Source organism: Nonomuraea sediminis (assembly GCF_018531495.1).
GTDB lineage: Bacteria > Actinomycetota > Actinomycetes > Streptosporangiales > Streptosporangiaceae > Nonomuraea > Nonomuraea sediminis.
Genome location: NZ_JAHDTI010000004.1, coordinates 300,124 through 325,218, shown reverse-complemented (window position 1 = coordinate 325,218; position 25,095 = coordinate 300,124). Strand labels below are relative to the sequence as shown.

Here is a 25,095-nt window from a genome sequence, read left to right as displayed (position 1 = left end):
GGGCGACCGGCAGGGTCGAGCCGGTCCGGACGGTGAGGCTTCCCCCGAGATGAAGCCCCATCTCATCACGGCGACTGAGTCCGCAACCCCCCGAGCGGGCCCAGTCACTCAGTAAGACGCAGCCGACCCCACGAACGGTTGCCTACAGTGACGAGAAAGTTACCGAGAGCTTCCGAGGCTTCCGAAGAAGCGCCCGGCAACCGCGGCGGCGTCGGAGTTCTTTGCCAGTACGGCTACCGCCACGTCCCCCTGCCAGCCCACGAACCAGGTCAGGTCCTTGACCGTGGACGAGACGCCGTAGACCGGGGACGAGCCCGCCTGGGCGGCGCGAGCCGTACCGCTGGTCCCGGCACGCATCATCGACTTGAGCGTGGTGCGGACGGACGGCTGCAGCGGGACCGGCTTGAGCGGCGCCGCGGGGACGACGGCGGCGGCGGGGTCGGGCGTGGTGGGCGCGGTGACCAGGACGGGCGGGTGCCAGGTGCCCGAGGCCACGGCCCCGGCGACCAGGGCCATCGACAGCGGGCTGACCTCGACGTTCTGGCCGGCGATGGCCTTGGCCTTGGCGGCGTCGCTGTCGAGCGCGGGCATCGTGCCGGTGAACGAGTTCAGCGGCAGCTTCCACGGCACGCCGATGCCCAGGTTGGTGGCGCTCTGCGTGAGCGCGGAGGCGTTGACCCGGCGAGCCAGCGCGGCCAGGGCGGTGACGCAGCCCCTGGCGAAGTTCTCCTGGACGGTCGGCGTGGCGCCGGTGGTCTGGCTCGCCTGCTCGAACTTGGCGCCGCCGACGGTGCGCTCGGCGGGGCACGGCAGCTTCTGGCTGGGCTTGACCCCCGCCTTGAGCAGCGCGTCGGCGGCCACGATGGAGAACGTCGTGCCGGGCGGGAAGCTGCCGGCCAGCGCGTCGGTGGCCTGGTTGTAGGTCTTGGTGGCGACCGCGCGGATCTCGCCGCTCGAGGCCTGCACGGCCACCAGAGCGGCCGCGTCGGTGTCGAGGACGGCGTTCTCGGCCGCGTGCTGGACGCCGCTGTCGATCGTGGTGGTGACGGCGGAGTTGACCCTGCCCTGCCACTCCTGGAGCAGGTCGGCCTGCTTTCCGGTCTTCAGGTCCAGGGTGATCACCTGGATCTGGGTGGAGCCGGTGAGCGAGTCCTGGTAGGCGGCCTGCAGTCCGTTGAGCCCGACGGAGTCGCCGGCCCGCTGCGGGCCGCCGAGCTTCTGCTCGCGCTCGGGGGTCAGCGCGGTGACCTTGCCGATGATGTCCTTGGGGTCTTCGGGGCGGACGGGCTGGTCCTGCGGGTGGACCTGGAGTTGCTCGATCTCGTCGAGCCTCGACTTCAGCCCGTTGTAGCGCGAGCGGCCGAACGTCACCAGCGGCACGAAGTCGCTCGGCGGCGAGGACTGGATCCGGCTCAGCAGCCGGTCCTGGGGGAAGTCGGTGATCTCGGCGAGCTTCGCGACGATCCGCGGCGCCTGGTTCCCGACCTCGTCAGGGGTAACGCCGGCCACGTACAGGATGTCGTTGGACTGCAGCGGTTCGCCGGTGCGGTCGTTGATCGGCTCGCGGGGGCGCGGCTCGGTCTTGACCGCCAGGCGCTGGCCGTCCTTCAGCTTGGGGTGCAGTACGGACGGCGACCAGCGCACCTTCCACTGCCCGCCGACGCGGTGCAGCGGGAGCGTGCTGGTGTAACCCCAGAGCGGGACGTTCTCGCCGAGGTCGATCTCCACGCCGAAGGTGGCCTTGGCCTCGTCGCCGTCCTGCGACAGGCTCTTGACCTTGAACCGGAACGAGGCCGCGTCCAGGTCCAGCTTGGTGGCGGCCAGCGCCTTGCTCACCGTCGCCGGGTCACCGTCGGTACGGCCGGCCGCCAGCGTGTAGTCCTCCGACTGCCAGCCCACGAGGAAGTCGCGGACCGCGTCGTGCGGGGTGGGCTCCTCGAAGCACGCGGTCAGCGTCGTGCTCGCGACCACCAGCGTGACGGCCGAGGCGAGAGTCCGCCGGACGCGCTTCATCGGTTGGCGTGCCGCACTGCCCGGGCCATCTCCCGCTTCGCCTGCTGCTCCGCGAGCGACTGCCGCTTGTCCCAGTCCTTCTTACCGCGGGCGAGGGCGATCTCGATCTTGGCCCTGCCGTCACTGAAGTAGAGCGACAGCGGCACGATCGTGAGCCCGCCCTCCTTGGTCTTCGCGGCGAGCTTGTCGATCTCCTTGCGGTGCAGCAGCAGCTTGCGCTTGCGGCGGGCGGCGTGGTTGGTCCACGTGCCCTGCGAGTACTCGGGGATGTGCACGTTGAGCAGCCACGCTTCGCCACCGTCGATGCTGACGTACCCATCGGCGAGCGAGGCGCGGCCCTCCCGAAGGGACTTCACCTCGGTGCCCTGCAGCACGAGCCCTGCCTCGATGGAGTCCTCGAGGTGGTAGTCGTGGCGGGCACGCTTGTTCTGGGCGACGACCTTCCGCCCGGTCTCACGTGGCATGGTTCGACTTTACCGGCGTTCCACTACACCCTGAGGTAGCGACGGAGCGTGACGAAGGAGGCGAGCACACACATCAGCACACCGATCACCATGGTGATCGTGATCACTTGCGCGACGTCGTTCCATCCGATCGGGTGCGCGATCAGGGAACTCGAGGCCGCCTCCTCGAACACCAGGATCTTGGTGGTGATCAGCATCATGGCCGCGAACACGCCGCCGATCAGACCGGCGATCATGCCCTCCATCACGAAGGGCAGCTGGATATAGAGATTCGACGCGCCGACCAGGCGCATGATGCCGGTTTCTCTTCGGCGGTTGAAGGCCGACAGCCGTACGGTGTTGCCGATCAGGAGGGCCGCCGCGAGCACCAGGAGGACGGCGACGACGATGGCGAAGGTACGGAGCTTGTCCAGCGCGGTGAAGAACTTGCCGATCAGGTCCTTCTGGTTGACCACCGACGCCACCCCGGGCTGGCCGGACACGGCCTGGATGACGGGCTGGTAGTTGTTGGGGTCCTTCAGCTTGATGCGGAAGGAGGTCGGCATGTCCTCCACGCGGGTGGCGCTGACCAGCGCCTTGTTGCTGGCGTAGGCCTCTTGGAAGTTCTTGTAGGCGGTCGCCTGGTCCTCGTAGAAAACCTGCTCGACGCCGGGGATCGTCTTGAGCTGCCCCTGCAGCGTCTGGGTCTGCTGGGTGGAGACCGGCTTGCCCTTGCAGGTGGGCTGACTCGAGGACCTGCTGCACAGGAAGACCGAGATTTCGATCTTGTCGTACCAGTAGTCCTTCATCATCGAAACCTGGGCGTTGATCAGCAGCCCGACACCCAGCATCGCCATGCCGACTGCGACCGTGATGATCACTGCGATCGTCATGGTCAGGTTTCGACGGAGGCCGATCCAGACCTCGGAGAAGATGAAATTCGCCCGCATGTTGTGTCTGCTGCTCCCTGTCAGTAGGCCTGGCCGTAAACGCCACGCGACTGGTCACGGACGATCTTGCCGTCCTCCAGTTCCACGACCCGCTTACGCATGGAGTCGACGATGGCCGCGTCGTGCGTGGCCATGACGACCGTGGTGCCAGTCCTGTTGATCCGGTCGAGCACCTTCATGATGCCGATGCTCGTCGCGGGGTCGATGTTGCCCGTGGGCTCGTCGGCCAGCAAGATCATGGGCCGGTTGACGAAGGCGCGGGCCATGGCGACGCGTTGCTGCTCGCCGCCGGACAGCTCGTCGGGCATGCGGTGGGCCTTGCCTTCCAGGCCCACCAGCTCGATGACCTCGGGGACCACCTTGCGGATGAACCGCCGGGGCTTGCCGATGACCTCGAGCGCGAACGCCACGTTCTCGTAGACGTTCTTGTTCGGGAGCAGCCTGAAGTCCTGGAACACGCAGCCGATACGGCGGCGCAGGTGGGGCACCTTGAAGTTGGACAGGCGCGCCAGGTCCTTGCCCGCGACGTGAATGGCGCCGGAGTTGGGCCGCTCCTCCTTGAGGACCAGCCGCAGGAACGTGGACTTGCCTGATCCCGAGGGACCGACGAGGAACACGAACTCACCCTTGTCCACGTCAACGGACACGTGGTCGAGGGCGGGCCGGTTCTGGTTCGCGTAGACCTTGGTGACATTATCGAAATGGATCACGAGAGCATCACGGCATGCCAGTCTAGAGGTCAGGACGGAAGCAAGGGTGGCACATGCCCACCTCCCGCCGCTGGCCTATCGGGGGCGTCCATCTTTACTGATGATCGACGTTCCGATTGGCCAGAGCACAGTCTAGGGGGAAGACTGGCATGGAACGTCCATAACGGAAACAAAACGATTGTGCGGCTAGACTTGGGGCTGACATGAGTTGTGAACACCTCGTATGCGCGCAGTGCGCCCACCCCGTGATCGAGGGTCGCTGCCCCGTCTGCCGTGCCAGTCGGGAGCGGATGCACAATCACGGCTTCGCCGGACTGTCACCCGCTCTCATCGCCGTACTCCTGCTCGTCGCGCTGTTCGTGACGCTGGTGCTCAAGCACCTAAGCGGGCTCTGACTCCTGCCGCCGCATCCAGCGGATCTCGGACTCGATGAACTCGTCGAGGTCGCCGTCGAGGACGGCGGTGGGGTTGCCCGCCTCGGTGCCGGTGCGCAGGTCCTTGACGATCTGGTACGGGTGCAGCACGTAGTTGCGGATCTGCGTGCCCCATGACGTGGTGGTGGCGCCGCGCAGCTCCGACATCTTCTCCGCCTCCTCCTGCCGCTTGCGCTCGAGCAGCTTGGCCTGCAGCACGTTCATCGCGGTCGCGCGGTTCTGCAGCTGGGAGCGCTCGTTCTGGCAGGAGACCACGATGCCGGTCGGCAGGTGGGTGATGCGGACCGCCGAGTCGGTGGTGTTGACGCCCTGGCCGCCGGGGCCGCTCGACCGGTAGACGTCGATGCGAAGCTCGTCCTCGTTGATGTCGATGTGGTCGGTCTGCTCGACCACGGGCACCACGTCGACCCCGGCGAAGGAGGTCTGGCGACGGCCCTGGTTGTCGAACGGGCTGATCCGGACGAGCCGGTGGGTGCCGTGTTCCCCGCGCAGCGTGCCGTACGCGTAGGGGGTCTTGATCGTGAAGGTGGCGGACTTGATCCCGGCCTCTTCGGCGTAGGAGGTGTCGTAGACCTCGGTCGGGTAGCCCTTGCGCTCGGCCCAGCGCAGGTACATGCGCAGCAGCATCTCCGCCCAGTCGGCCGCGTCGACGCCGCCGGCCTGGGAGTTGATCGTGACCAGCGCCTCGCGGGCGTCGTACTCGCCCGACAGCAGCGTGCGGACCTCGAGCGCGCCGATGTCGGAGCGCAGCGAGACCAGCTCCTTGTCGGCCTCGGCGCGGGTGTCCTCGTCGGCCTCCTCGGCCGCCAGCTCGTAGAGCACGGTCAGGTCGTCCAGGCGGCGCACGAGGCCGTCCACCCTGTTGAGCTCGCCCTGCAGGTGGGACAGCTTGCTGGTGATCTTCTGGGCCTGCTCGGGGTCGTCCCAGAGGTCCGGCGCCGCGACCTGCTCGCCCAGCTCGGCGATCTGCTTGCGCATCGCCTCCAGGTCGAGCACGTCCTGGATGCTCCGCAGGGTGCCTGCGAGCTCCTTGATCTCTTCAGCCGGATCGATGTCTGCCACGTCTCCCAAGGGTACGCGACCCTCGCGCGCACGAATAACATGGCGAGGTGCGTGTAATCGGTCGGCTGAAGGCGCTGGCGCTCGCCGTCGGCTTGCTGGCCGGGGCGGCCGCCTGCACGACGTCGGCATCGCCTGCCACGACCCCGTCCACGGCCGGCGCGACGCCCACCCCCACGCCGTCGCCCACCGCGCCACCGGTCACGCCCGTCGAGGCGGCCAAGGTCTTCGCCACGTTCACCGCCAGCGACAACGCGCTGCGCAGGGCCGGCAACATGCAGCCCGCGCTGCGCATGGACATGGACAACACCCGCGACGCCTACGCCCAGCTGACCGCGGCGGCGTTCGCCTCGACCGGCGGCCACCCGCCGCAGTACACCTGGGGCCCGCCGACCCTGTACGTGCCGCGCTTCAAGCCGGACGAGCAGGCGCTCTGGTTCACGGCGCTGGCCACCCGCAACGGCCATCCCACCCTGGTGACGTTCGCCAAGAGCGGCGACTGGCGCGTGAGCGCGACGGAGCAGCTGCTGCCCGGCCAGGATCCGCCGCAGGTCCAGCTCGACGCCGAGGGCTACGCCACGGCGCTGCCTCCCGACGACAAGTCCGTCACGATCAGCCCGCAGTTCATGGGGCCGCTGCACGCCACGATCGCCGAGGCGGGCGCCACGGGCGTGACGGAGGGCCTGATCGAGCCTGGGCCGCTGACCACGGACATCGCCGCGCAGATCGCCACCTCGCGGGCCGACGCCAAGGGCTCGGGCTACGGCTACGACTCGATCTTCAGCCAGGGCGACTACCCGTTCTACGCCCTGCGCACGCGGGACGGCGGCGCGCTGATCCAGTACGCGCTGACCAGGATCACCTCGACGATCCCGCGCACCAAGGCGGCCAAGGACGACGGCATCCCGGTCCCTGAGAGCGCCCGGTGGGCCATCAAGTTCCGTTCCGTGGACAACGTCCTCAAGCTCACGGAAACGCACCTGTACGCGGCGGTCGTCCCCTCGGCGAAGGCGCCCGCGCCCGCGCGCGTGCTCGCCCACGACGGCGCCCTCACCCGGGTCAACGGGAGCTAGTTCGCTTTCTTCGTACGGCGGGCCGCCGCAACCGGCCGCCCGCCGCACTTCGGCTCAGGGCCCGTGCCCGGCGCTTCCGGCGAGTCGATGACGGTCGCCCGCCGCCACGGCGCTTCGTGAGCCGGGCACCACGGTCCCCCTGGCCCGCCGCACGAGGCGCCGGACGACCGCCGCACACCTCCTCGCCGACCCCGGCGCGAAGAGCACGGGAGAACGCGGTACATGGGCACCCGGCTGAGTGGTTCGAGGCCACCCAGGCGGGTTCTGGGCGCCGTGGCGGCGGGCCGGTGGGGCGGCCCGCCGTACAGGATCATCGCGCCTCAGCGCGGGGTGATGATCACTCCGCGTGGGGCAGGGTGGACGATCTGACCAGCGTGCGGACGGCGCGCAGGGCCACCGAGAGCGTCGCCAGGTCGAAGTTGTCGCTCTCCCAGATCTCCGACAGGGTCTGGCGGGCGCGGGAGACGGCGGCCGAGTTGGCCTCCGTCCACAGGGCCAGCCGTTCCTCCGGCGACTGGCCGGACGTGCTGTGGGTCAGCACGTCGCGCGTCAGGGAGGCGTGCGCCGCGTACAGGTCGTCGCGCAGCGCCGCGCGGGCCATCGCGTTCCACCGGTTGTCACGCGGCAGGGCGATGACGCGCTCGCGCAGCCGGGCCAGCTGGAGCCGGTCGGCCAGGTCGAAGTAGACCTCCGCCACCTCGTTGACGGGCCTGTCGGTGAACGAGGCCACCTCCACCAGGTCGAACGTGGAGTACGCCGGGACCATGGCGGCCACCCGCTCGGCCAGCTCGACAGGCACCCCGCGCGCCACGAACGAGTCGCGCCGCTCCTCGAAGGCGGCCAGGTCGGGACCGGTGAGCAGCTTCGGCATGTGCTGGATGAGGCCGTTCATGCCCTTGGCGAAGAAGTTCACCGAGCCCGCCAGGTCCAGCGGCGGCCGGCGGTTCCCGAGCAGCCACCGAGTGCCGCGCTCGGCCAGCTTGCGGGCCTCGAGCTCCATCGCGATCTGTGTGGCGGTGTCGACCTTGTTGTCCAGCGCCTCGACCGCCTGGTAGAAGCTCGACAGGTCGAACACCTCGCGGGCGACCAGGTAGGCGCGGACGATGTCCGGGGCCGAGGCGCCGGTCTCCTCGCCGAAGCGGTACATGAACGACGTGCCCATGGAGTTGACCAGGTCGTTCACCACGCAGGTGGTGATGATCTCGCGGCGCAGCGGGTGGGCGTCCATGTAGGAGCGGAAGCGGTCGCGCAGCGCCGACGGGAAGTACGACACCAGCCAGGAGGCCAGGTACGGGTCGTCGGGCAGGTCGGAGGCGAGCACCTCGTGGTCCAGCACGATCTTGGTGTAGGCGAGCAGCACCGAGAACTCCGGCGCCGTGAGCCCCAGCCGCGCCTGGCGGCGCTCGGCCAGCGTCTTGTCCGACGGCAGGAACTCCAGCTCCCGGTTGACCAGCCCGTCGCGCTCCAGCCGCCGCAGCTGCCGCGCGTGGATGTGCAGCATCTCGGGCGCCTGGGCGCGGGCGGCGGCCAGGACCACGTTCTGGTCGTAGTTGTCGCGTAGGACCAGCCCGGCCACCTCGTCGGTCATGGAGGTGAAGATCTGGTTGCGCTGCTTGTCGGTGAGCTCGCCGTCGCGGACGACCTGGTCGAGCAGGATCTTGATGTTCACCTCGTGGTCGGAGGTGTCCACACCGGCCGAGTTGTCGATGAAGTCGGTGTTGACCAGGCCGCCGTTCAGGGTGAACTCGATCCGGCCGAGCTGGGTGAAGCCCAGGTTGCCGCCCTCGCCGATGACCTTGCAGCGCAGGTCGGAGGCGTTGATGCGCAGCCCGTCGTTGGCCTTGTCGCCGACGTCGGCGTTGGACTCCGCGCTCGCCTTGACGTAGGTGCCGATGCCGCCGTTCCACAGCAGGTCGACCGGCGCCTTGAGGATGGCGCTGATCAGGTCGTTGGGCGCCATCGAGGTCACGCCGGCCGGGATGTCCAGCGCCTCGCGGATCTGCGGGGTGATCTGGATGGACTTGGCCGTACGCGGGAAGACACCGCCGCCCGCCGAGATCAGCTCCGTGGAGTAGTCGGCCCAGGAACTGCGGGGCAGCGCGAACAGGCGCTGCCGCTCGGCGAAGGAGCGGGCGGGGTCGGGGTCCGGGTCGATGAAGATGTGCCGGTGGTCGAAGGCCGCGATCAGCCTGATGTGCTGGGAGAGCAGCATGCCGTTGCCGAACACGTCGCCCGACATGTCGCCGATGCCGGCCACGGTGAAGTCGGTGTTCTGGACGTCCACTCCCATCGTGCGGAAGTGGTACTTGACCGACTCCCACGCGCCGCGGGCGGTGATGCCCATGGCCTTGTGGTCGTAGCCGACCGAGCCGCCGGAGGCGAAGGCGTCGCCCAGCCAGAAGCCGTACTCCTTGGCCACGCTGTTGGCGATGTCGGAGAACGTCGCGGTGCCCTTGTCGGCGGCCACCACCAGGTACGGGTCGTCGCCGTCGTGGCGCACCACGTCCGGCGGCGGCACGACCTTGCCGTCGACGAGGTTGTCGGTGACGTCGAGCAGCCCGGAGATGAACGTCCGGTAGCAGGCCACGCCCTCGGCCAGGAACTCCTCGCGGGAGCCGCCCTCAGGCGGCCGCTTGACGACGAAGCCGCCCTTGGACCCGGTGGGGACGATGACGGTGTTCTTCACCATCTGGGCCTTGACCAGGCCGAGGATCTCGGTCCTGAAGTCCTCCATGCGGTCCGACCAGCGCAGCCCGCCTCGCGCGACGTTGCCGAAGCGCAGGTGCACGCCCTCGACCCGCGGTGAGTACACGAAGATCTCGTACTTGGGCCGCGGCAGCGGCAGCACGCTGATCGCCTGGGGGTCGAACTTGAGGGAGATGTACGGCTTGCGCACGCCGTGCTCGTCCGTCTGGAAGTAGTTCGTCCGCAGGGTGGCCTGGATCATCTCCAGGTAGGCCCGCAGGATGCGGTCCTCGTCGAGCGAGGCCACCTCGTCGAGCGCGCCCAGAATCTCCTCGTTGAGCGCCTCGACCAGGTCGCTGCGCACGTCCTCGTCGCGGCGCGGGTCGAGCCTGGCCTCGAACAGCCGGACCAGCAGCCGGGACAGCCGGACGTTGCCGACCAGCACCCGCTCCATGTACCGCTGGGAGAACGTGGTGCCCGCCTGGCGCAGGTACTTGGCGTAGACCCGCAGGACCTCGACCTGCTCCCAGGTCAGGCCCGCGCGCAGGATCAGCGCGTTGAAGTTGTCGGCCTGCACCCGGCCGCGCCACAGGGCCTGCAGGCCGTCCTGGAACAGCCGCTTGAAGTCGTTGCGGTCGACCTCTTCCGACGGCGTGTAGCGCAGCCCGAAGTCGTAGATGTAGGCGATCTTGTCGCCGTCCCTGTCGATCTCGTAGGGCCGCTCGTCCACGACCTCCACGCCGAGCCGCTGGATCAGCGGCAGCGCCTGCGACAGCGAGATCGGCGAGCCGACGCGGTAGATCTTCAGCCGCCTCTCGCCCTCCGCGGCGTCGTAGGGCTCGTAGAGGTTGATCCCCACCTCGTCGGCCGCGGCGCCGTCGAGGTCCTCGAGGCGGCGCAGGTCCACCACGGCCATCTTGGGCGGGAAGTCCGCCTTGTAGCCCTCGGGGAAGGCTGTCTGGTAGCGCCGGGTCAGCGTGGGCGCCTCGGTCTCGGTGGTCATCTCGCCCAGTGCCGAGGCCAGGTCGTCCTCCCACGACCGGGTGATCGCGGCCAGGCGCGACTCCAGCTCCTCCAGGTCGATGTCCGGCTGCGGCAGCTGCTTGCCCCGCTCGCCGCGCACCACGACGTGCAGGCGGGCCAGCGCGGACTCGCCGATCATCGCGCTGTAGTCGAGCGTGGTGCCGCCCAGCGCCTTGAGCAGCAGCTCCTGCATCTTCAGCCGCACCTTGGTGGTGTAGCGGTCGCGCGGCAGGTAGACCAGGCAGGAGATGTAGCGGCCGTAGTCGTCGCGCCGCAGGAACAGCTTGACCTGCTTGCGCTCGCGCAGCCGCAGCACGCCGAGCGCGATCGGCAGCAGCTGCTCGGTCGAGGTCTGGAACAGCTCGTCGCGGGGGAACGTCTCGAGGATCTCGATCATGTCCTTGCCGTCGTGGCTGTCGGCGGTGAGACCCGCCATGTCCAGCACGTCGGCCAGCTTGCGCCGCAGCACGGGGATCCTGGAGATGGACTCGTTGTAGGCCACGTGCGTGAACAGGCCGAGGAAGCGGCGCTCGCCGATGACCTCGCCCTCGGGGGAGAACTGCTTGACCCCGATGTAGTCGAGGTAGGCGGCGCGGTGCACGGTGGCACGCGAGTTGGCCTTGGTGATGATCAGCAGCTGCTTCTCGCGCGCCTTGGCCCGCACCTCGGGCGGCAGCACGGAGAAGCTCTCCGACCCGGGCTTGTCGTCGCGCAGGATGCCGAGCGCGGCGCCGGTCACCGAGCGCAGCGCGTCGCCCTCCTCGGTGCTCTCCAGCCGGTACTCGCGGTAGCCGAGGAAGGTGAAGTGCCCGTCGGCGAGCCAGCGCAGCAGGTCGAGGCTGTCCTCGACCTCCGCGGGCTCAAGCGGCGGCGGGTTGACGGAAAGGTCTTCCGCGGTCTGTACGGCCAGCGTCCGCATCTTGGCGAAGTCCTCGACCGCGTGGCGCGCGTCGCTGAGCACCCGCTGCAGGTCGGCCTCGAGCTCCTTGAGCTTGGCGGGGTCGGACTGCCTGTCGATCTCCAGGTGCATCCACGACTCGACCAGGAACTGGCCGGTGACGTCCTCCTGGCCGCGGCCGAGCATCCTGCCGGTCATGTCGCGGCGGACCCGCATCTGCGGGTGGACGATCAGGTGGATGCCGATGTGGTGGCGGTCAAGCTCCATCGACACGCTGTCGACGAGGAACGGCATGTCGTCCGTGACCACCTCGACCACCGAGTGGCCGGAGTCCCAGCCGTTCTCCTCAAGGGTGGGCGTGTAGGCCCGGACCAGCGCCCTGCCCTGGGGACGCACCTCGGCCAGTTGCTTCTGCGACATCGCCGGGCCGTACACGTCAACCGGGTTGCGGTCCAGCACGTCCTCCGGGGCGACATGCCGGTAGTAGATCCGCAGGAAGGACAGCGCGTCCTCGGGGTTCACGTGGTCGCTCACGGCGCATGTCTGGGCGGCTCGTTGGAGCAGCTCGTCCTTGGCCTCATCGAGGGGCATCTCGCTCTCACTCCTTTGTGAGGGTTTGCCAGTTCTGTTCATAGCCAGGCCCTTAGTTCCCATAGCAGGGGGAAATAGTGCAGGCGCGTTCTACCACGGAGGTAGGGGGCGCCGGTCGAGCCACCGGTGCCCGACTTGGTACCGATCTGCCGTTCGACCATCTGGACGTGGCGCAGCCGCCACGCTGCGGCGGCCTCGTCGTGCATCAACAGGTCTTCGGCCAGTTGCCACAGGTCGTCGTACGACCTGCGGTCCCTCGCCACGGCCAGCAGCGAGGTCATGATCTCCTCGTCGGAGACCCGCAGACCACGCTGGGAGAGGGCGGTGAGATAAGCATCCCACAGCGTGGGCTCGTCCAGGCGTCTGCGCAGCCTGGCGAGTTCGGTGTCGCTGGCGTCCCTGAGCCGGGCCAGGAAGGCGGGATCCTTCAGCCCCGACAGGAACTCCAGCTCGCGGAACTGCACCGACTGGAATCCGCTGGCGGGGGCCAGCTTGCTGCGGAAGGCCAGGAAGTCCTGCGGCGTCATCGTCTCCAGGATCTCGACCTGCTCGACCAGCACCCTCTCCACCGCGTGCACGCGCTGGAACAGGTGCCTGGCCTGCCACAGTTCACCGGCGAACATGGCCTCGCGAGCGTTCTCCAGCTCGTGCAGCAGCAGCTTGAACCAGAGCTCGTAGACCTGGTGGATGGTGATGAACAGCAGCTCGTCCGGGGCTTCCGACTGCGGTTGCTGCTGCTGCAGCAATTCGGGCAGCCTGAGATAGCCGCCGTAGGACAACCGGCCGCCTTCCTCGCCGAACTGCCGATCTCGGGGCACGGCCGCATCACCGCTGACCCCCAACCGGAGCACCTCCCCCAATCATCCGGTCTTCATTGACCGGATGTACGCCTTGCCGTACCGATACCACCCGAAAAGACCGCGATCGTCAATTAACGCGAGTCCTCGGAGGCGGAGGGGGAATGCTTAAGCTCGTCAAGACTGACGGGCACCTCGCTCAGCTCCTTGAGCTGAGCCTGGCACTCCGGGCATCCGTCGAGATGGCGCTCGAACGCCTCATGGTCCTGTTCGTCCAGGACGCCGAGAACGTAGGCGGCCACCTCCTCGTGCATCAGCCGGCTACCCCCTTGTCGCGCAGCAGTCCGCGCAGCGCCCGTATTCCGTAGTACAGCCTGGACTTGACCGTGCCGGGCGGGATCCCCAGAATCTCCGCCGCTTCACTTATCGTACGGTCCCGGAGGTAAGTCTGCTCGATGACTTCGCGGTGTTCTTCCGACAGGCACCGCAGCGCGTCGGCGACCACGATCGCCGACAGCGCGTGCTCCGACCCGTCGGGGACCGCGATGGTGTCCACCTCGGGGGGTTCGACCTCCTGCGGCCGAACGCTCCTGCGGCGGCGTCCATCGATCACGATGCGGCGGGCCACGGTGAGCAGCCACGCCCAGATGAGGCTCGGTTCCCAGTGCAGTCTTGCCGAGTGACGCCAGGCCCGGACGATCGTCTCCTGGACGACGTCCTCGGCCCACTGGAGATCGTTACCGGTCGACTTGCGTACGTGGCGCAGCAGAGGGCCGCCGAACTCCTGGTAAAGCAGCGCGATGCGTTGCTCCGCCTCGGCATCCGCACTCTCGAACCTGCCGTCGAGGTGACCTAGCACGGGGCACATCTTTACACCTTCGTTATCACTCCGGTAGTCACTCCGATAACTCCAGTCAATTCTGACTATCTAGCCCCATAGGGTGAACCCTCCCCCACAAGCCCGCGTATCCCCGATCATGTGCAGGCTTCTCCGCGGTGAACTGCTCATCCTGAGCGGTTTCGTCGCCGCGGCCACGGTGACGGTGCTGCTGGTGATGCCGACGACGAGTTCGCCGGCGTCCGCCGAGTGGACCACCACGCCCTCCGGCCCGCTCGGCCCCGCCGACCGCGACTTCCTGATCCGCGTACGGCAGGCCGGCCTGTGGGAGATGCCCACCGGCGAATGGGCCCAGACCCGCGGGGAGAGCCGGCGGGTCAGGGAGGTCGGGGCGATCATCATGCAGGACCACCAGAAACTGGACCAGGCGACCAGGGAGGTCGCCGCCCGCCTCGGCGTCCCGCTGCCCGACCAGCCCAACGCCGACCAGCAGCGCTGGATGGCGCAACTGTCGGCGGAGAGCGGCGCGGACTTCGACCGCGACTTCGCCAACCTGCTGCGCGCTGCGCACGGCAAGGTCTTCGCGGTCGTGGCCGACGTCCGCGCCGGCACCCGCAACGACGAGATCAGGAAGTTCGCCCAGCAGGCCGTGGTCGTCGTCCAGAAGCACATGACGCTGCTGGAGTCCACGGGGCTGGTCGACTACGCCCAGTTACCCGAACCTCCCTCGCCCTCCCCCGCTCCACCCGCCGCCACGGCGGTCGATTCGAGGAGACAACCATGAGGAGATCGAGACGCATGGCCGCGGCCATGACCGCGCTGGCCGTGACGGCGGGCGGGCTGGTATCCGCGGCCGTCATCGGCGTCGGTCCCGCCCGCGCGGACCACTGCGACCCCGCCACCCAGGGCAAGCAGGCGCTCCGCGCGACACAGGACCCCGACGGCCAGAACCCCGACGGGCAAGACCCCACCGGCCAGGATCCCGAGCAGGATCCCACCGGCCAGGACCAGGCGCCCCTGGATCAGGGCTCGGGAGGCGGCGGCGCCGTCACCGCGCCCCGCTTCGGCGGCCGGATGGTCCTCGCGCCGACCCCGACGCCCACCGACTCCGCGGAGCCCACGCCTTCCGGTACGGCAAGCCGTACCGGGTCCGCCGAGCCCACGCAGACGGCAGAGCCCAGCGACGAGCCGAGCCCGAGCCCGACCCGCGAGCAGCGGCGCAGGCAGCCGACGCAGAGCGCCACGCCGACGCAGACCGCTACCCCGACGGAAACCGCCGATCACGGGAACGAGTGCGCCGACCTGGGGCCGTTCGTCACGGACTTCATCGACATCCGGCAGGTGCCGCCCGTCGACACCGGCGTGCGGTTCGGCCGCAACGGGTCGCGCGGCTCGTTCGTGTCGGCCTGCGGGACGAACCAGAACGGGCACAACAACCCCGACAACTTCATCGTCGCGCCCGGCGTCAGCAACGGCGCCCACCACCTGCACGACTACGTGGGCAACCTGTCGACCAACGGCTTCTCCACCGACGAGAGCCTGGCCGCGGCGGGGACGACCTGCCGATTCGGCGACAGGTCCACCTACTTCTGGCCGGTGCTGAGAGACAGGAAGATCGACGCCAATCTCGGCGACAAGGACGGCAACGTGGGCCAGGTGCTCCGCGCCCGCACGGTGACGCTGCTGTTCCGCGGCAACCCGCTGAGCAAGGTGAGCCCGATGCCGCGCTTCCTGCGGATCATCACCGGTGACGCCAAGGCCGCCACGAACGGCGGGGCCAACGCCCGCGCGCAGTGGACGTGCACCGGGTTCGGCAACCGGATCACCGGCACCAAGTATCCGCTGTGCCCGCGCTTCAGCAGGGTCGTCCGGATCCTGGACTTCCCCAGCTGCTGGGACGGGCAGAACACCGACAGCGCCAACCACCGCACGCACATCGTCTTCCCCGGCCAGGACGGCGCCTGCCCGCAGGGCACCAGGGCGGTGCCGCAGCTGCGGATGATCCTCACCTACTCGGTGCCGCAGGGTCCGTCGTTCGCGGTGGACGCCTTCCCCGAGCAGAAACACAACCCGGTCACCGACCACGCGGACTTCGCCAACGTGATGCCCGACCGCCTGATGGCGTTCGTGGTGAGCTGCCTCAACCGCGGCCGCCGCTGCTAGTGACCCGATTCGCTCCCGAGTCGCACCCTCAACCCGACACTGGGAGGAATCGATGCTCCACAGAAGACATCCCCGGCATGCCCCGTCGAGGCTGGACTCCAGGAACGTCCGCCTCGGGGCGAGCGCCGCCGGTACCGCGCTGCTGCTGTCAGCCTTCGCGCTGACCAGGACGGATCCCGGGCTGGCGCTGCTCGGCCGCGGGCTCGGCTTCCTCGAGTACTACATGGGCGTCTTCACCCTGGTCACGCTGACCGCGACGGTCGCGCTCGGGCTGCTGACCAGCGAGCGGGTGTTCCTGTCGCCGGGCAACCGGGTCAGGGCGCAGCTCGCGCACCGGGGCGCCGCGGTGGCCGGGATCGGGTTCCTGGCCGGCCACATCACGCTGATGGTCGTGCTCGGGCACGCGCCCGCCGCCGCCGCGGTCGTCCCGGTGTCCGGGATCTGGGTGGGCATGGGCGCGATCGCCTCCGACCTGATGATCGCGGTGCTGGTGACCGGGATCGTGCGGGGGCGGTTCGCCGTGGCCCGGCTGCCGTGGGTGTGGCGGGCCATGCACGCAGCCGCCTACCTGGCCTGGCCGGTGTCGATCCTGCACGGGCTGACCGCGGGGCGTCCCCCGGCGCCGTGGGTGGCCTGGTCGTACGTGGCCTGCCTGGCCGCGGTGGGCTCCGCGCTGCTGGTGCGGGTGTGGGCCACGATGCTGCGGCCGCCGGCCGTACCCGAGCCTGTGCAGGCGCCTGTCGTGACGGCGACCGCGGCCGAGCCGCAGGTCGAGGCGCCGGTGAGCCTGGACGAGGCGCGGCGCAAGCTCAGGAGGGCCGGATGATTCCCCACACGGTGCCGCAGGTGCTGCGGATCGGACCCGCCCGGCTGACCGCCGGGCTCGACCACTGCCGCAGGCTCGATCTGCCCGCGCATCGCACGCTGCACGGCGAGCCCGTGCCGCGTGACCTGGACACCCTCATCGCCGAGGTCGATGAGGTGGATCTGCGCGGACGGGGCGGCGCGGCGTTCCCGTTCGCGCGCAAGCTGCGCGCCGTCGCCGAGGCCTCCGGCTCGCGCGAGCGCGTCGTGCTGGTGAACGCGGCCGAGGGCGAACCGGCCAGCGCCAAGGACGCGATGCTGCTGATCCGCACCCCGCACCTGGTGCTCGACGGCGCGCTGCTGGCGGCCGAGGCGCTGCACGCCAAGGAGGTCGTGGTCGCCACGGCCGAGGGCGAGGTCGGCGAGGCCTCGATCGCGGCCGCCGTCGCCGAGCGCCGCGCCGCCAACATCGCCGGCGCCTCGGAGAGCCGCATCAGCATCCGCGTGGTGGGCCTGCCCGAGCGCTTCATCACCGGCGAGGGCGGCGCGCTGGTGCGCGGCGTCAACGGGCTGGAGGCCGTGCCGCCCGGCCGCAAGCGCCGCGCCAGCGAGAGCGGCGTGGACGGGCTGCCCACGCTGCTGTCGAACGCCGAGACCTTCGCCCAGCTCGCGATCCTGGCCGAGCTGGGCGCCGCCGGGTACGCCGAGGTCGGCACCGAGCGCGAGCCCGGCACGCTGCTGTTCAGCGTGGCCGGGTCGGCGGTCGTGGAGGCGCCGTCGGGCACCCCGCTGATCGACCTGCTCGAGCTGTGCGAGGCGGAGATCGGCGACGGCGTCCTGGTCGGTGGCTACCACGGGGCCTGGCTTTCCGGTGAGGTCGCCGCCTCGGCCGAGCTGTCCCGCGAAGGCCTGCGCCTGGCGGGAGGCAGCCTCGGCGCCGGGATCGTGGTGCCGCTCGGCGAGTCCACCTGCCCCGTCGGCGAGGCCGCCCGGGTCGCCGCCTACCTGGCCGCCCAGTCCTCCGGCCAGTGCGGGCCGTGCCGGCTCGGCCTGCCCGAGCTCGCCCGCACGCTGCGCGCCCTCACCGAGGGCTCGGGCTCAACGGATTCCGTACGGCGTGCCGTACGGGCCATCGAGCGGCGTGGCGCGTGCTTCCATCCCGACGGGACCGCCAGGTTCGTGCTGTCGGCGCTGGACGCCTTCGACACCGACATCGCGCTCCACCTGGAGCACGGCTCGTGCGGACGGCCCATCCGCGGGGTGCTGCCGCTGCCGGAGGCGGAGGAGGAGCCCGAGTACCGGCTGGACGTGGACTGGACCAGGTGCGAGGGGCACGGGCTGTGCGCGCACCTGCTGCCGGAGTTCGTGGACCTGGACGCCTACGGGTTCCCGTCGTTCAGGGCCGTGCCCGCGTGGATGGCCAAGGAGGCCCGCAGGGCGGTCGAGATGTGCCCCGCCCTGGCGCTCCGCCTGGCCAGGACCGACGGAACCCCCACTCCGGCCAGCCCGCTGCGTCTGGTGGGGTCCGGTGTCACTTGACCCAGCGGCGGAAGCCGCCCTCGACGTTGATCACCTGACCGGTGATCCAGGCGGCCTCGTCCGAGGCGAGCCAGCGCACCACCTTGGCCACCTCCTCGGGCGTGTGCCAGCGCCCGGCCGGGAGGGCCTTGCCGACCTGGGCGGTGAGCTCGGGCGTGGCCCACCCGGTGTCGACGGGGCCGGGGTTCACGGCGTTGACGGTGATGCCGCGGTCGATCAGCGCGTCGGCCAGGCTCAGCGTCATCTGCTGGATCGCGCCCTTGCTGATGGCGTACGGCAGCTCGCCCGGCATCGGCCCCAGGTGCTGGCCGGAGGTGAACAGGATCACCCGGCCGCCGGGCCGCGCGTCGTCGTGTCGGGCGGCGAAGGCCTGGGTCAGCAGCGCGCTGGCCCGCGCGTTCACCGCCCAGCAGCGGTCGAGCTCGTGCGCCGTCAGCTCCTCCAGCGACTGTCTCGAACTGCGCGCGTGGTTGGCGACCACCACGTCCACGTGCCCGAACCGGTCGACCGCCCGCTCGATCACCCGCGCGGGCGCCTCGGGGTCCTCGAAGTCCGCCTCCACGTGCTCCACGTCGCCCAGCTCGCGGAGCACGCCCGCCATGCCCGCCGGGTCGGCGCCCCACGGCTGCTCGGCGTCGTGCGGCGTCCACGACTGCACCACCACCCTGGTGCCGGTGGTCAGGAACTCCCTGGCGATCGCGAACCCGATCCCGATCCGCCGGCTCACGCCGGTCACCACGATCACTCGATCTTCCGTCATCCCGGGCACTTTAGCCCCGGTTTCGTACGGTCGCCGGTGGCCTGCCGAGCGTCGTGTCATTGACCACCGGTCAGGAACCCGATCAAGATGTTTGCTCGTTCGAGGTCGTACGGGGGCACCGTGCGCCCGGCCCAGCACCACATCGGGGACATCCATGCACAACACGCCACCACCGGCGCCCACCCCGGCCGTCGACGAGGCGACCTTCGTGGCCGACCTGCGCCGCCTCAAGGCCTGGTCAGGCCTCAGTTTCCGCCAGCTGGAACGCCGCGCGACGGCGGTCGGCGACTCGCTCCCCCCGGCGGCGATCGCCACCATGCTCAGCCGCAACCGCCTCCCGCACGAGCCCCTCCTGGCGGCCTACGTCAGGGCGTGCGGCCTGGAGCACCAAGAAATCCACCCCTGGACCACCACCCTGACCGCACTCGAATCCCTCCCCCCGGCTCCCGTCCCCACCTTCCCCGCCACCCCGATCCGCCGCCGCAGACCCGCCCTCGCGGTGGCGGTCGCGGTCGCCTCGGCCGCCATCCTCACAGCCACCCTCATCTCCCCCACCGACCTCAAACACGCCGCCGCCGTCCTCCGGCAAATCCCGTGATCACCTCACCCCGGCGAGCAGGACGCCGAAGGCGGTGACGCGACCGAGCGGAGCCATCGCCTGGAAATGGCGCCCCCATGAGGGCGGTCCGAGGCTGATGGCGCGTTGGCGCTGGAAGTGAGGGCCTGGCTGTCAGGCGGGTTGGGCGATGGCCAGGCGGCGGGCCAGGCGGAGGCGGTAGGCGTCCAGGACGACGGCGATGAGGATGACCAGGCCGGTGATGATCTGACGTTCGAAGTCCGAGACGCCCATCAGCAGCAGGCCGTTGGTGAGCACGCCGAGCAGGCAGGCGCCGAGGAAGGTGCCGATCATGGAGCCGCGGCCGCCCATGAGGGAGGCGCCGCCGATGACCACCGCGGCGATGGCGTTGAGTTCGTAGCCCTGGCCGAGGATGGGGCTGGCGATGTTGAGGCGGGCCATGTAGAGCAGCGCCGCCACGCCGACCGTGAACCCGGCGATGACGAAGCAGGCGATCTTGACGCGGGAGGTCTTGTGGCCCGAGAGGCGGACGGCCTCCTCGTTGTTGCCGATGGCGTAGACGAGGCGGCCGAAGACCGTACGCGACAGGACGAACCAGCCGGCGACCGCGAGCAGCAGGGCGACCCAGAAGACCGCCGGGATGCCGGCCAGGGTGATCGTGCCGAAGTCGTTGAGCGCCGCGGGCAGGTTGTAGATCGTGGCCGCGTCGGTGTAGCGCTCGGCCGCGCCGCGGGCCACGTTCAGCATGGCCAGCGTGACGATGAACGACGGCACCCGCCACTGTTCCGAGACGAACCCGTTGACGAACCCGACCACGCCGCCCACGACGACGCCCAGCAGGATCCCGCCGAGCAGCACGACGACGGAACCCGAGCCCGCCATGAAGGTTCCCGAGACCACCGCGCACAGCGCCATCGCGGAGCCGACCGACAGGTCGATCCCGCCGACCAGGATCACGAACGTCATGCCCACCGCGAGCACCGTGTTCAGGGTGATCTGGGTCATGATGTTGCGCAGGTTCTGCTCCGTGGCGAAGTTGGGGGCCACGGCCACGAAGATGGCGGCAAGCAGCACCAGGGCCACGCCGATCCCGGCCTCCCCCAGGACCATCCTCTTGATCATTTATTCGTCACCGTTCTTGAGATAGCGGGAGTAGGCCAGGGTCAGGATGCGTTCGGCGTCGAAGTCGGCCCGGTCCACCGAGCCGGCGATCTCGCCGCGAGAGAAGACGAGGATCCGATCGCAGACGCCCATCAGCTCGGGCAGGTCGGAGGAGACCACGATGAGCGCCTTGCCGTCCTTGGCCAGCTCGAGCAGGAGCTCGTGGATCTCGTACTTCGCCCCGACGTCGATGCCCCGGGTGGGTTCGTCCACGATGAGGACGTCGGAGCCCGCGTGCAGCCACTTGGCCAGGACGACCTTCTGCTGGTTGCCGCCCGACAGGGTCCGCACGGGCTGGGTCACCCCGGCCGACTTCAGGCGCAGGCGCTTGCCGAGGTCCTGGGCGACGTTCCGCTCGCTGGCGAAGTTCAGCAGGGTGCCGCGGAGCTTGGCGAGCGTGACGTTGGCGGCGATGGGCAGGTCGAGGACCAACCCCTGCGACTTGCGGTCCTCGGTGAGCAGGCTGATGCCACGCCGCACCGCGTCCCTGGGATGCCGGATCGCCAGCCGCTTGCCGTACAAGGTGATATTTCCGGAAATGACGGGGTCGGCGCCGAACAGCGCGCGCATGGCCTCTGTACGGCCCGAGCCGACGAGACCGGCGATGCCCAGGACCTCGCCCTTGCGGACCGAGAACGACAGCGGGTGGTCGAAACCCGCCACCCTCAGATCGGTGACCCGCAGCGCGTCCTCGCCGGGCGGGATCGAGGGCTTGGGGGGATACTCCTGCTCCAGATCGCGGCCGACCATCAACCGGACCAGGTCGGCGGCGGTGACGCCGGCCATGGACATGGTCTTGATGGTGCGCCCGTTCCGCATCACGGTGACCTGGTCGGCGATCTCCAGGATCTCCTCCAGATGGTGGGAGATGTAGAGGATCGCCACCCCGCGTGCCGCCAGGTCGCGCAGGATCCCGAAGAGCCGGCCGGCCTCCCGCGACGTCAGCGACGCCGTGGGCTCGTCCATGATCAGGACCCTGGCCTCGCCCGACAGCCCCTTGGCGATCTCGACCAGCTGCATCTGCGCCAGCCCGAGCCGCTCGACGTGCGTGTCGGGCGAGACGTCCAGCCCGATCTGCTCGAGCAACGCCGCCGCGTCCGTCCGCAGCCTGCGCCGGTCGACGATCCCCGCCCTGCGCGGCAGCCGCTTGAGGAACAGGTTCTCCGCCACCGTCAGGTACGGCAGCAGCGCCAGCTCCTGGTGCACCACCTGGATCCCGGCCGCCAGCCCGTCGGCCGCGCCGCCCGGCCGGTACGGCCGGCCGTCGACGGTCATCGAGCCCGCGTCCGGGGAGTGGATCCCGGCCAGGGTGCGCACCAGCGTGGACTTGCCGGCGCCGTTCTCGCCCACGAGCGCGTGGATCTCGCCCGGACGCAGCTCCAGGTCGGCCCCGTCGAGTGCCACCACACCGGGGAAGCGCTTGACGAGGCCCTCGGCCTTGATCATCCGAGGTTGTCCTTGGTGATGAGCTTGATGTCGGTCTTCTGCCAGCCGGAGAACGACTGCCCGCCGATCATCTTCATGGCGTAGTCGATGCCGTTGGCGGCCTGCTGGGCGCCGAACTGGTCGAGCGTGGCCACGACCGAGCCGTCCTTGACGTACTGCTGGATGGCCGGGATGTTGTCGAACGAGGCGATCTTGATCTGACCGCTCTTGCCCTGCTCCTCGATCGCCTTGATCGCGCCGAGCGCCATGTTGTCGTTGCTGGCCAGCACGCCCTTGATGCGGGGGTTGGCGCTGAGCATGTTGCCGACGACGGTGTGCGCCTCGTCGGTCTCCCAGTGGGCGGTCTTGGTGTCGACCAGCTTCAGCCCGCCTTCCTTGACCGCGTCCTCGAACCCGGCCTGGCGCTGGGCGGCGTTGGCCGCGCCCGGGTTGCCGGTGAGGATGACCACCTCGGCGCCCTTGCCGAGCGCCTTGGCCAGCTCGATGCCCGACTGCTTGGCGCCGTCGCGGTTGTCGGGGCCGACGAAGGGCACCTTGTCGTAGATCCCGGCGCTCTTGAGCGCGCCCTCGTCGAGCTGGACGTCGATGTTGACGACCTTCACCCCCGCGTCGGAGGCCCGCTTGAGCGGGGCGATCAGCGCGCGGGAGTCGGCGGGGGCGATCACGATGGCCTTGGCCTGCTGCGTGACGCACTTCTCGACCGCGGCCACCTGGTTGTCGATGTCGGTCTCGTTCTGGATGCCGACGACCTGCAGGTTCACGTCGCCGCGCTGCTTGGCGTGCGCCTCGGCGCCCTTCTGCATGTCCTGGAAGAACTCATTGGCCAGGGACTTCATCACCAGGCAGATCGTGGGCTTCTCCCCCGCCTTGACGGGTGCGGCGGAGGAGGCCGTACCGCCCTCCTTGCCGCAGGCGGTCAGCGCGAGCGCCAGCCCGGCGACGGCGATGATCTGCTTTTTCATGTTCTCTCCTTGGGGGTTTCAGAACGGCACGCCGGCGCGGAGGACGACGTTCGCGTACGGCGTCGCCTCGCCGGTGCGCACGATCACCCGGGCCTGCCGGGTCAGGTGCTTCAGCTGCTCGTGCGGAATGCGCTCCGCCTCGGGGAAGAAGGTCTCCGGCGCCTCGTCGGCGACGAAGAGGTGCTCGACGACCAGCTCGGCGCGGATCGCCTCGACGAGGGGGGCCAGCGGGGGTTCGCCCCGCCGCCACACCAGGTCGACCGTCTCGACGCCGGGCGGGACCGGCAGGCCCGGGTCGGCGACCACGATCAGGTCGGTGTGCCCGGCGGCGGCCAGGAGGTGCAGCAGCCGCGGGTGCCAGAGGCCGTCAGGGCGCATCGGGGAGTCCCTCGCCGTCGATGCCGCCCACGGGGTCGGGGCAGCCGCAGCTGCCGCGCCGTACGAGCTGGGCGGGCAGGATCACCCGCTCGCCCGCCGACTGGTCGGTGATCTGGCGGAGCAGCAGCTCCACCGCCTGCCGGCCGAGCTGCTCGAACGGCTGGCGCATCGTGGTCAGCGCGGGCACGGTGAAGGAACTGGCCGCGATGCCGTCGAAGGAGCAGATGGCCACGTCGCCGGGGACGGCCAGGCCCAGCTCGGCGGCGGCGCGCATGACGCCGATGGCCTGCTCGTCGCTGGTCACGAACAGCGCGTGCGGCCTGTTCTCCCTGCTCAGCAGGTCGCGCCCGCTGAGGTAGCCCTGCCTGCGGCCGAACGGCCCGTGCGCAAGGGGCATGTCGCCGGGGTCGAGGCCGACCTCGGTCAGCGCGCGGGCCCAGCCGGCGACACGGTCGACCGTGGGGTGGATGTCCTTGGGACCGGCCACGCAGCCGATCCGGCGGCGGCCGTGCGCGAGCAGGTGGGTGGTGGCCTGGTGGGCGCCGCTCTCGTTGTCGATGAGCAGGTGGCTGGCGGGCACCTCGTCGAGCTCACGGTCGAGCACGATGCACGGCAGCCCGGAGGCGGCCAGCACCGCGCGCCAGGTCCGCGGGCCGTGCGCGGGGATCAGGATGAGCCCGTCGACCTGGCGGTCGATGAGGGTCCGCACGTAGGCGGCCTCCCGCTCGTCGTCGTCCATCGCGTTGCCGAGCAGCAGCGTCAGGCCGTGCTTGAAGGCCACGTCCTCGATCTCGCGGGCGAGTTCGGCGAAGAACGGGTTGGCGTTGTCGGGCACGACCAGGCCGATCGTGTGCGTGCGGCTGGTGCGCAGCGAGCGCGCCACGGCGTTCGGCCGGTAGCCGAGCTCGTCGATGGCGCGCAGCACGCGCTCCCTGGTGTGCGGAGCGACGTTGCGCGGGCCGTTGTTGAGGACGTAGCTCACCACGGCCTCGGAGGTGCCGGCCAGGCGGGCTACATCGCGGCGAGTGACCACTGCTCGGGATCCCCATCTACTCGTGTTGACGGCTAGCTTCGGCATTAAGAGGGCCCCTTAGCAACACGTGTAGATGTGCTGTTACGAAGCCGTTATCCCACTATTTCCAGCAGGTCACGGCCATATCACCGCTCAGCTTCGACCGCGCGCATGTTCTCTACACGAGTTGCAGGATCCTCTCGTACGGCGAGCCGCCGCCCCCCGCCACCCGCCGTACGTGGCCGGGCTCTGTCCAGGGAGACGCTCCTCCGGCGATGCGTGGCCGGCCGCCGTTACGCCGCCCGCATTCCCGCCTACCCCGGTCCCGGGTCGCCCGCCGTACGCCTGTTCCCGGGTTGCCCGCCGTACGCCTGTTCCCGGGTTGCCCGCCGTACTGGGCGCCGGCTTCCACCGACCCACCTCTCGCCGACGCGGCGCCCGTTGGGACCGCCCGCCACGTGTACGGCGGGAGGGCGGCGCGCCCTAAGGCGAGCGGCCCGAGGCTCGTATGCGGCGGGAGGGCGGCGCGCCCGACCTGCGCCGCGCAGGCGCCGGGTCGGCGGGGCGGTGCACGGCGAAGGTCGGCGCCCCCTACGGCGAGCGGTCCGCGGCTCGTGTGCGGCGGGAGGGCGACGCGGCGCCGGGGCGGGGTGAGCGTGGTGCCGGGGGCGGGTGGCGGGGGTGCGGGGTTTGGGGGGCTTGCCGTATCTGGGAGGAAGTGACAGGACTGTGACGAACTTGAGGGGGTGTATGGGCGTCTCAACGGTCGGTTGATCACT

21 protein-coding genes are annotated in these 25,095 nt (G+C 69.9%); 6 read left to right on the top strand and 15 right to left on the bottom strand.

Translation table 11 applies throughout. The features are described from left to right. Positions 1-159: 159 nt before the first annotated feature. The 5 genes from KIK09_RS21350 to prfB all read right to left on the bottom strand — a co-directional run bounded on the left by KIK09_RS21350 (position 160) and on the right by prfB (position 5,612). Positions 160-2,013, bottom strand: a complete 1,854-nt coding sequence (locus tag KIK09_RS21350) for a penicillin-binding transpeptidase domain-containing protein (RefSeq protein WP_214321033.1) — start codon at positions 2,011-2,013, stop codon at positions 160-162. Next, positions 2,010-2,477 carry an SsrA-binding protein SmpB gene (gene smpB, locus KIK09_RS21345; protein WP_214321032.1) on the bottom strand — a complete coding sequence of 156 codons (468 nt, stop codon included), beginning with the start codon at positions 2,475-2,477 and terminating at the stop codon, positions 2,010-2,012. Before smpB ends, KIK09_RS21350 begins: the two co-directional genes overlap by 4 nt. 23 nt (positions 2,478-2,500) lie before the next feature. Next, positions 2,501-3,406 carry a permease-like cell division protein FtsX gene (gene ftsX / locus KIK09_RS21340; RefSeq protein ID WP_214321031.1) on the bottom strand — a complete coding sequence of 302 codons (906 nt, stop codon included), beginning with the start codon at positions 3,404-3,406 and terminating at the stop codon, positions 2,501-2,503. A 20-nt stretch (positions 3,407-3,426) separates the two neighbouring features. Then, positions 3,427-4,116, bottom strand: coding sequence for a cell division ATP-binding protein FtsE (ftsE, locus tag KIK09_RS21335; RefSeq protein ID WP_020541427.1), 690 nt, complete (start codon positions 4,114-4,116; stop codon positions 3,427-3,429). A gap of 380 nt (positions 4,117-4,496) precedes the next feature. Continuing rightward, entirely contained in the window at positions 4,497-5,612 is a 1,116-nt protein-coding gene (gene prfB, locus KIK09_RS21325) for a peptide chain release factor 2 (RefSeq protein WP_214321029.1), read from the bottom strand. A 47-nt stretch (positions 5,613-5,659) separates the two neighbouring features. On the opposite strand from prfB, the gene KIK09_RS21320 reads away from it, so the two are divergent. Further along, the gene (locus KIK09_RS21320) at positions 5,660-6,682 is read left to right on the top strand and encodes a DUF8094 domain-containing protein (RefSeq protein WP_214321028.1); all 1,023 of its coding nucleotides are present in this window, start codon (positions 5,660-5,662) and stop codon (positions 6,680-6,682) included. 337 nt (positions 6,683-7,019) lie between these two features. Here KIK09_RS21320 and KIK09_RS21315 read toward each other — a convergent pair whose 3' ends face one another. The 4 genes from KIK09_RS21315 to KIK09_RS21300 all read right to left on the bottom strand — a co-directional run bounded on the left by KIK09_RS21315 (position 7,020) and on the right by KIK09_RS21300 (position 13,544). Next, positions 7,020-11,879 (bottom strand): NAD-glutamate dehydrogenase, encoded by a 4,860-nt coding sequence (locus KIK09_RS21315; RefSeq protein ID WP_214321027.1) that lies wholly within the window; start codon positions 11,877-11,879, stop codon positions 7,020-7,022. 38 nt (positions 11,880-11,917) lie between these two features. Continuing rightward, a complete protein-coding gene (locus KIK09_RS21310) occupies positions 11,918-12,697 on the bottom strand; it encodes a tryptophan 2,3-dioxygenase (RefSeq protein ID WP_214321026.1) in 780 nt (259 codons plus the stop codon). Between the two features lie 113 nt (positions 12,698-12,810). Continuing rightward, complete coding sequence (locus KIK09_RS21305) at positions 12,811-12,990, bottom strand: zf-HC2 domain-containing protein (protein ID WP_214321025.1); 180 nt, start codon at positions 12,988-12,990, stop codon at positions 12,811-12,813. Beyond that, complete coding sequence (locus KIK09_RS21300; protein WP_250573535.1) at positions 12,990-13,544, bottom strand: sigma-70 family RNA polymerase sigma factor; 555 nt, start codon at positions 13,542-13,544, stop codon at positions 12,990-12,992. The genes KIK09_RS21305 and KIK09_RS21300 overlap by 1 nt, the downstream gene beginning before the upstream one ends. Positions 13,545-13,653: 109 nt before the next feature. Between KIK09_RS21300 and KIK09_RS21295 the strand changes: the two genes are divergently transcribed. The 4 genes from KIK09_RS21295 to KIK09_RS21280 are packed head-to-tail and all read left to right on the top strand — an operon-like array spanning position 13,654 to position 18,020. Then, a complete protein-coding gene (locus tag KIK09_RS21295; RefSeq protein WP_214321024.1) occupies positions 13,654-14,298 on the top strand; it encodes a DUF4142 domain-containing protein in 645 nt (214 codons plus the stop codon). After that, on the top strand, positions 14,295-15,677 hold the full coding sequence (locus tag KIK09_RS21290) for a DUF1996 domain-containing protein (protein WP_250573534.1): 1,383 nt from the start codon (positions 14,295-14,297) through the stop codon (positions 15,675-15,677). The genes KIK09_RS21295 and KIK09_RS21290 overlap by 4 nt, the downstream gene beginning before the upstream one ends. Before the next feature lie 52 nt (positions 15,678-15,729). Continuing rightward, the gene (locus KIK09_RS21285; RefSeq protein ID WP_214321023.1) at positions 15,730-16,503 is read left to right on the top strand and encodes a hypothetical protein; all 774 of its coding nucleotides are present in this window, start codon (positions 15,730-15,732) and stop codon (positions 16,501-16,503) included. Further along, positions 16,500-18,020: an NADH-quinone oxidoreductase subunit NuoF family protein gene (locus KIK09_RS21280; RefSeq protein WP_214321022.1), complete on the top strand. Its 1,521-nt coding sequence runs from the start codon at positions 16,500-16,502 to the stop codon at positions 18,018-18,020. The genes KIK09_RS21285 and KIK09_RS21280 overlap by 4 nt, the downstream gene beginning before the upstream one ends. Here the strand turns inward: KIK09_RS21280 and KIK09_RS21275 are convergent. Next, complete coding sequence (locus KIK09_RS21275; RefSeq protein ID WP_214321021.1) at positions 18,013-18,780, bottom strand: SDR family oxidoreductase; 768 nt, start codon at positions 18,778-18,780, stop codon at positions 18,013-18,015. The two genes, KIK09_RS21280 and KIK09_RS21275, sit on opposite strands and share 8 nt — an antisense overlap. A 154-nt stretch (positions 18,781-18,934) precedes the next feature. Between KIK09_RS21275 and KIK09_RS21270 the strand changes: the two genes are divergently transcribed. Continuing rightward, positions 18,935-19,378, top strand: coding sequence for a hypothetical protein (locus KIK09_RS21270; protein WP_214321020.1), 444 nt, complete (start codon positions 18,935-18,937; stop codon positions 19,376-19,378). Between the two features lie 132 nt (positions 19,379-19,510). Here KIK09_RS21270 and KIK09_RS21265 read toward each other — a convergent pair whose 3' ends face one another. The 5 genes from KIK09_RS21265 to KIK09_RS21245 are packed head-to-tail and all read right to left on the bottom strand — an operon-like array spanning position 19,511 to position 24,337. Continuing rightward, positions 19,511-20,479, bottom strand: coding sequence for an ABC transporter permease (locus tag KIK09_RS21265; protein ID WP_214321019.1), 969 nt, complete (start codon positions 20,477-20,479; stop codon positions 19,511-19,513). Next, entirely contained in the window at positions 20,480-21,964 is a 1,485-nt protein-coding gene (locus tag KIK09_RS21260; RefSeq protein WP_214321018.1) for a sugar ABC transporter ATP-binding protein, read from the bottom strand. Continuing rightward, on the bottom strand, positions 21,961-22,926 hold the full coding sequence (locus KIK09_RS21255; protein ID WP_214321017.1) for a sugar ABC transporter substrate-binding protein: 966 nt from the start codon (positions 22,924-22,926) through the stop codon (positions 21,961-21,963). The genes KIK09_RS21260 and KIK09_RS21255 overlap by 4 nt, the downstream gene beginning before the upstream one ends. A gap of 18 nt (positions 22,927-22,944) precedes the next feature. Beyond that, complete coding sequence (rbsD, locus tag KIK09_RS21250) at positions 22,945-23,304, bottom strand: D-ribose pyranase (RefSeq protein ID WP_214321016.1); 360 nt, start codon at positions 23,302-23,304, stop codon at positions 22,945-22,947. Then, a complete protein-coding gene (locus tag KIK09_RS21245) occupies positions 23,294-24,337 on the bottom strand; it encodes a LacI family DNA-binding transcriptional regulator (RefSeq protein ID WP_214321015.1) in 1,044 nt (347 codons plus the stop codon). Before KIK09_RS21245 ends, rbsD begins: the two co-directional genes overlap by 11 nt. Positions 24,338-25,095 lie beyond the last annotated feature (758 nt).

Bases quoted from the DNA above. Each gene is read 5' to 3' on its own strand.
- KIK09_RS21350 (WP_214321033.1), bottom strand. From the start codon at position 2,013: ATGAAGCGCGTCCGGCGGACTCTCGCCTCGGCCGTCACGCTGGTGGTC.
- smpB (WP_214321032.1), bottom strand. From the start codon at position 2,477: ATGCCACGTGAGACCGGGCGGAAGGTCGTCGCCCAGAACAAGCGTGCC.
- ftsX (WP_214321031.1), bottom strand. From the start codon at position 3,406: ATGCGGGCGAATTTCATCTTCTCCGAGGTCTGGATCGGCCTCCGTCGA.
- KIK09_RS21315 (WP_214321027.1), bottom strand. From the start codon at position 11,879: ATGCCCCTCGATGAGGCCAAGGACGAGCTGCTCCAACGAGCCGCCCAG.
- KIK09_RS21305 (WP_214321025.1), bottom strand. From the start codon at position 12,990: ATGCACGAGGAGGTGGCCGCCTACGTTCTCGGCGTCCTGGACGAACAG.
- KIK09_RS21300 (WP_250573535.1), bottom strand. From the start codon at position 13,544: ATGTGCCCCGTGCTAGGTCACCTCGACGGCAGGTTCGAGAGTGCGGAT.
- KIK09_RS21295 (WP_214321024.1), top strand. From the start codon at position 13,654: ATGTGCAGGCTTCTCCGCGGTGAACTGCTCATCCTGAGCGGTTTCGTC.
- KIK09_RS21290 (WP_250573534.1), top strand. From the start codon at position 14,295: ATGAGGAGATCGAGACGCATGGCCGCGGCCATGACCGCGCTGGCCGTG.
- KIK09_RS21285 (WP_214321023.1), top strand. From the start codon at position 15,730: ATGCTCCACAGAAGACATCCCCGGCATGCCCCGTCGAGGCTGGACTCC.
- KIK09_RS21280 (WP_214321022.1), top strand. From the start codon at position 16,500: ATGATTCCCCACACGGTGCCGCAGGTGCTGCGGATCGGACCCGCCCGG.
- KIK09_RS21275 (WP_214321021.1), bottom strand. From the start codon at position 18,780: ATGACGGAAGATCGAGTGATCGTGGTGACCGGCGTGAGCCGGCGGATC.
- KIK09_RS21270 (WP_214321020.1), top strand. From the start codon at position 18,935: ATGCACAACACGCCACCACCGGCGCCCACCCCGGCCGTCGACGAGGCG.
- KIK09_RS21265 (WP_214321019.1), bottom strand. From the start codon at position 20,479: ATGATCAAGAGGATGGTCCTGGGGGAGGCCGGGATCGGCGTGGCCCTG.
- KIK09_RS21260 (WP_214321018.1), bottom strand. From the start codon at position 21,964: ATGATCAAGGCCGAGGGCCTCGTCAAGCGCTTCCCCGGTGTGGTGGCA.
- KIK09_RS21255 (WP_214321017.1), bottom strand. From the start codon at position 22,926: ATGAAAAAGCAGATCATCGCCGTCGCCGGGCTGGCGCTCGCGCTGACC.
- rbsD (WP_214321016.1), bottom strand. From the start codon at position 23,304: ATGCGCCCTGACGGCCTCTGGCACCCGCGGCTGCTGCACCTCCTGGCC.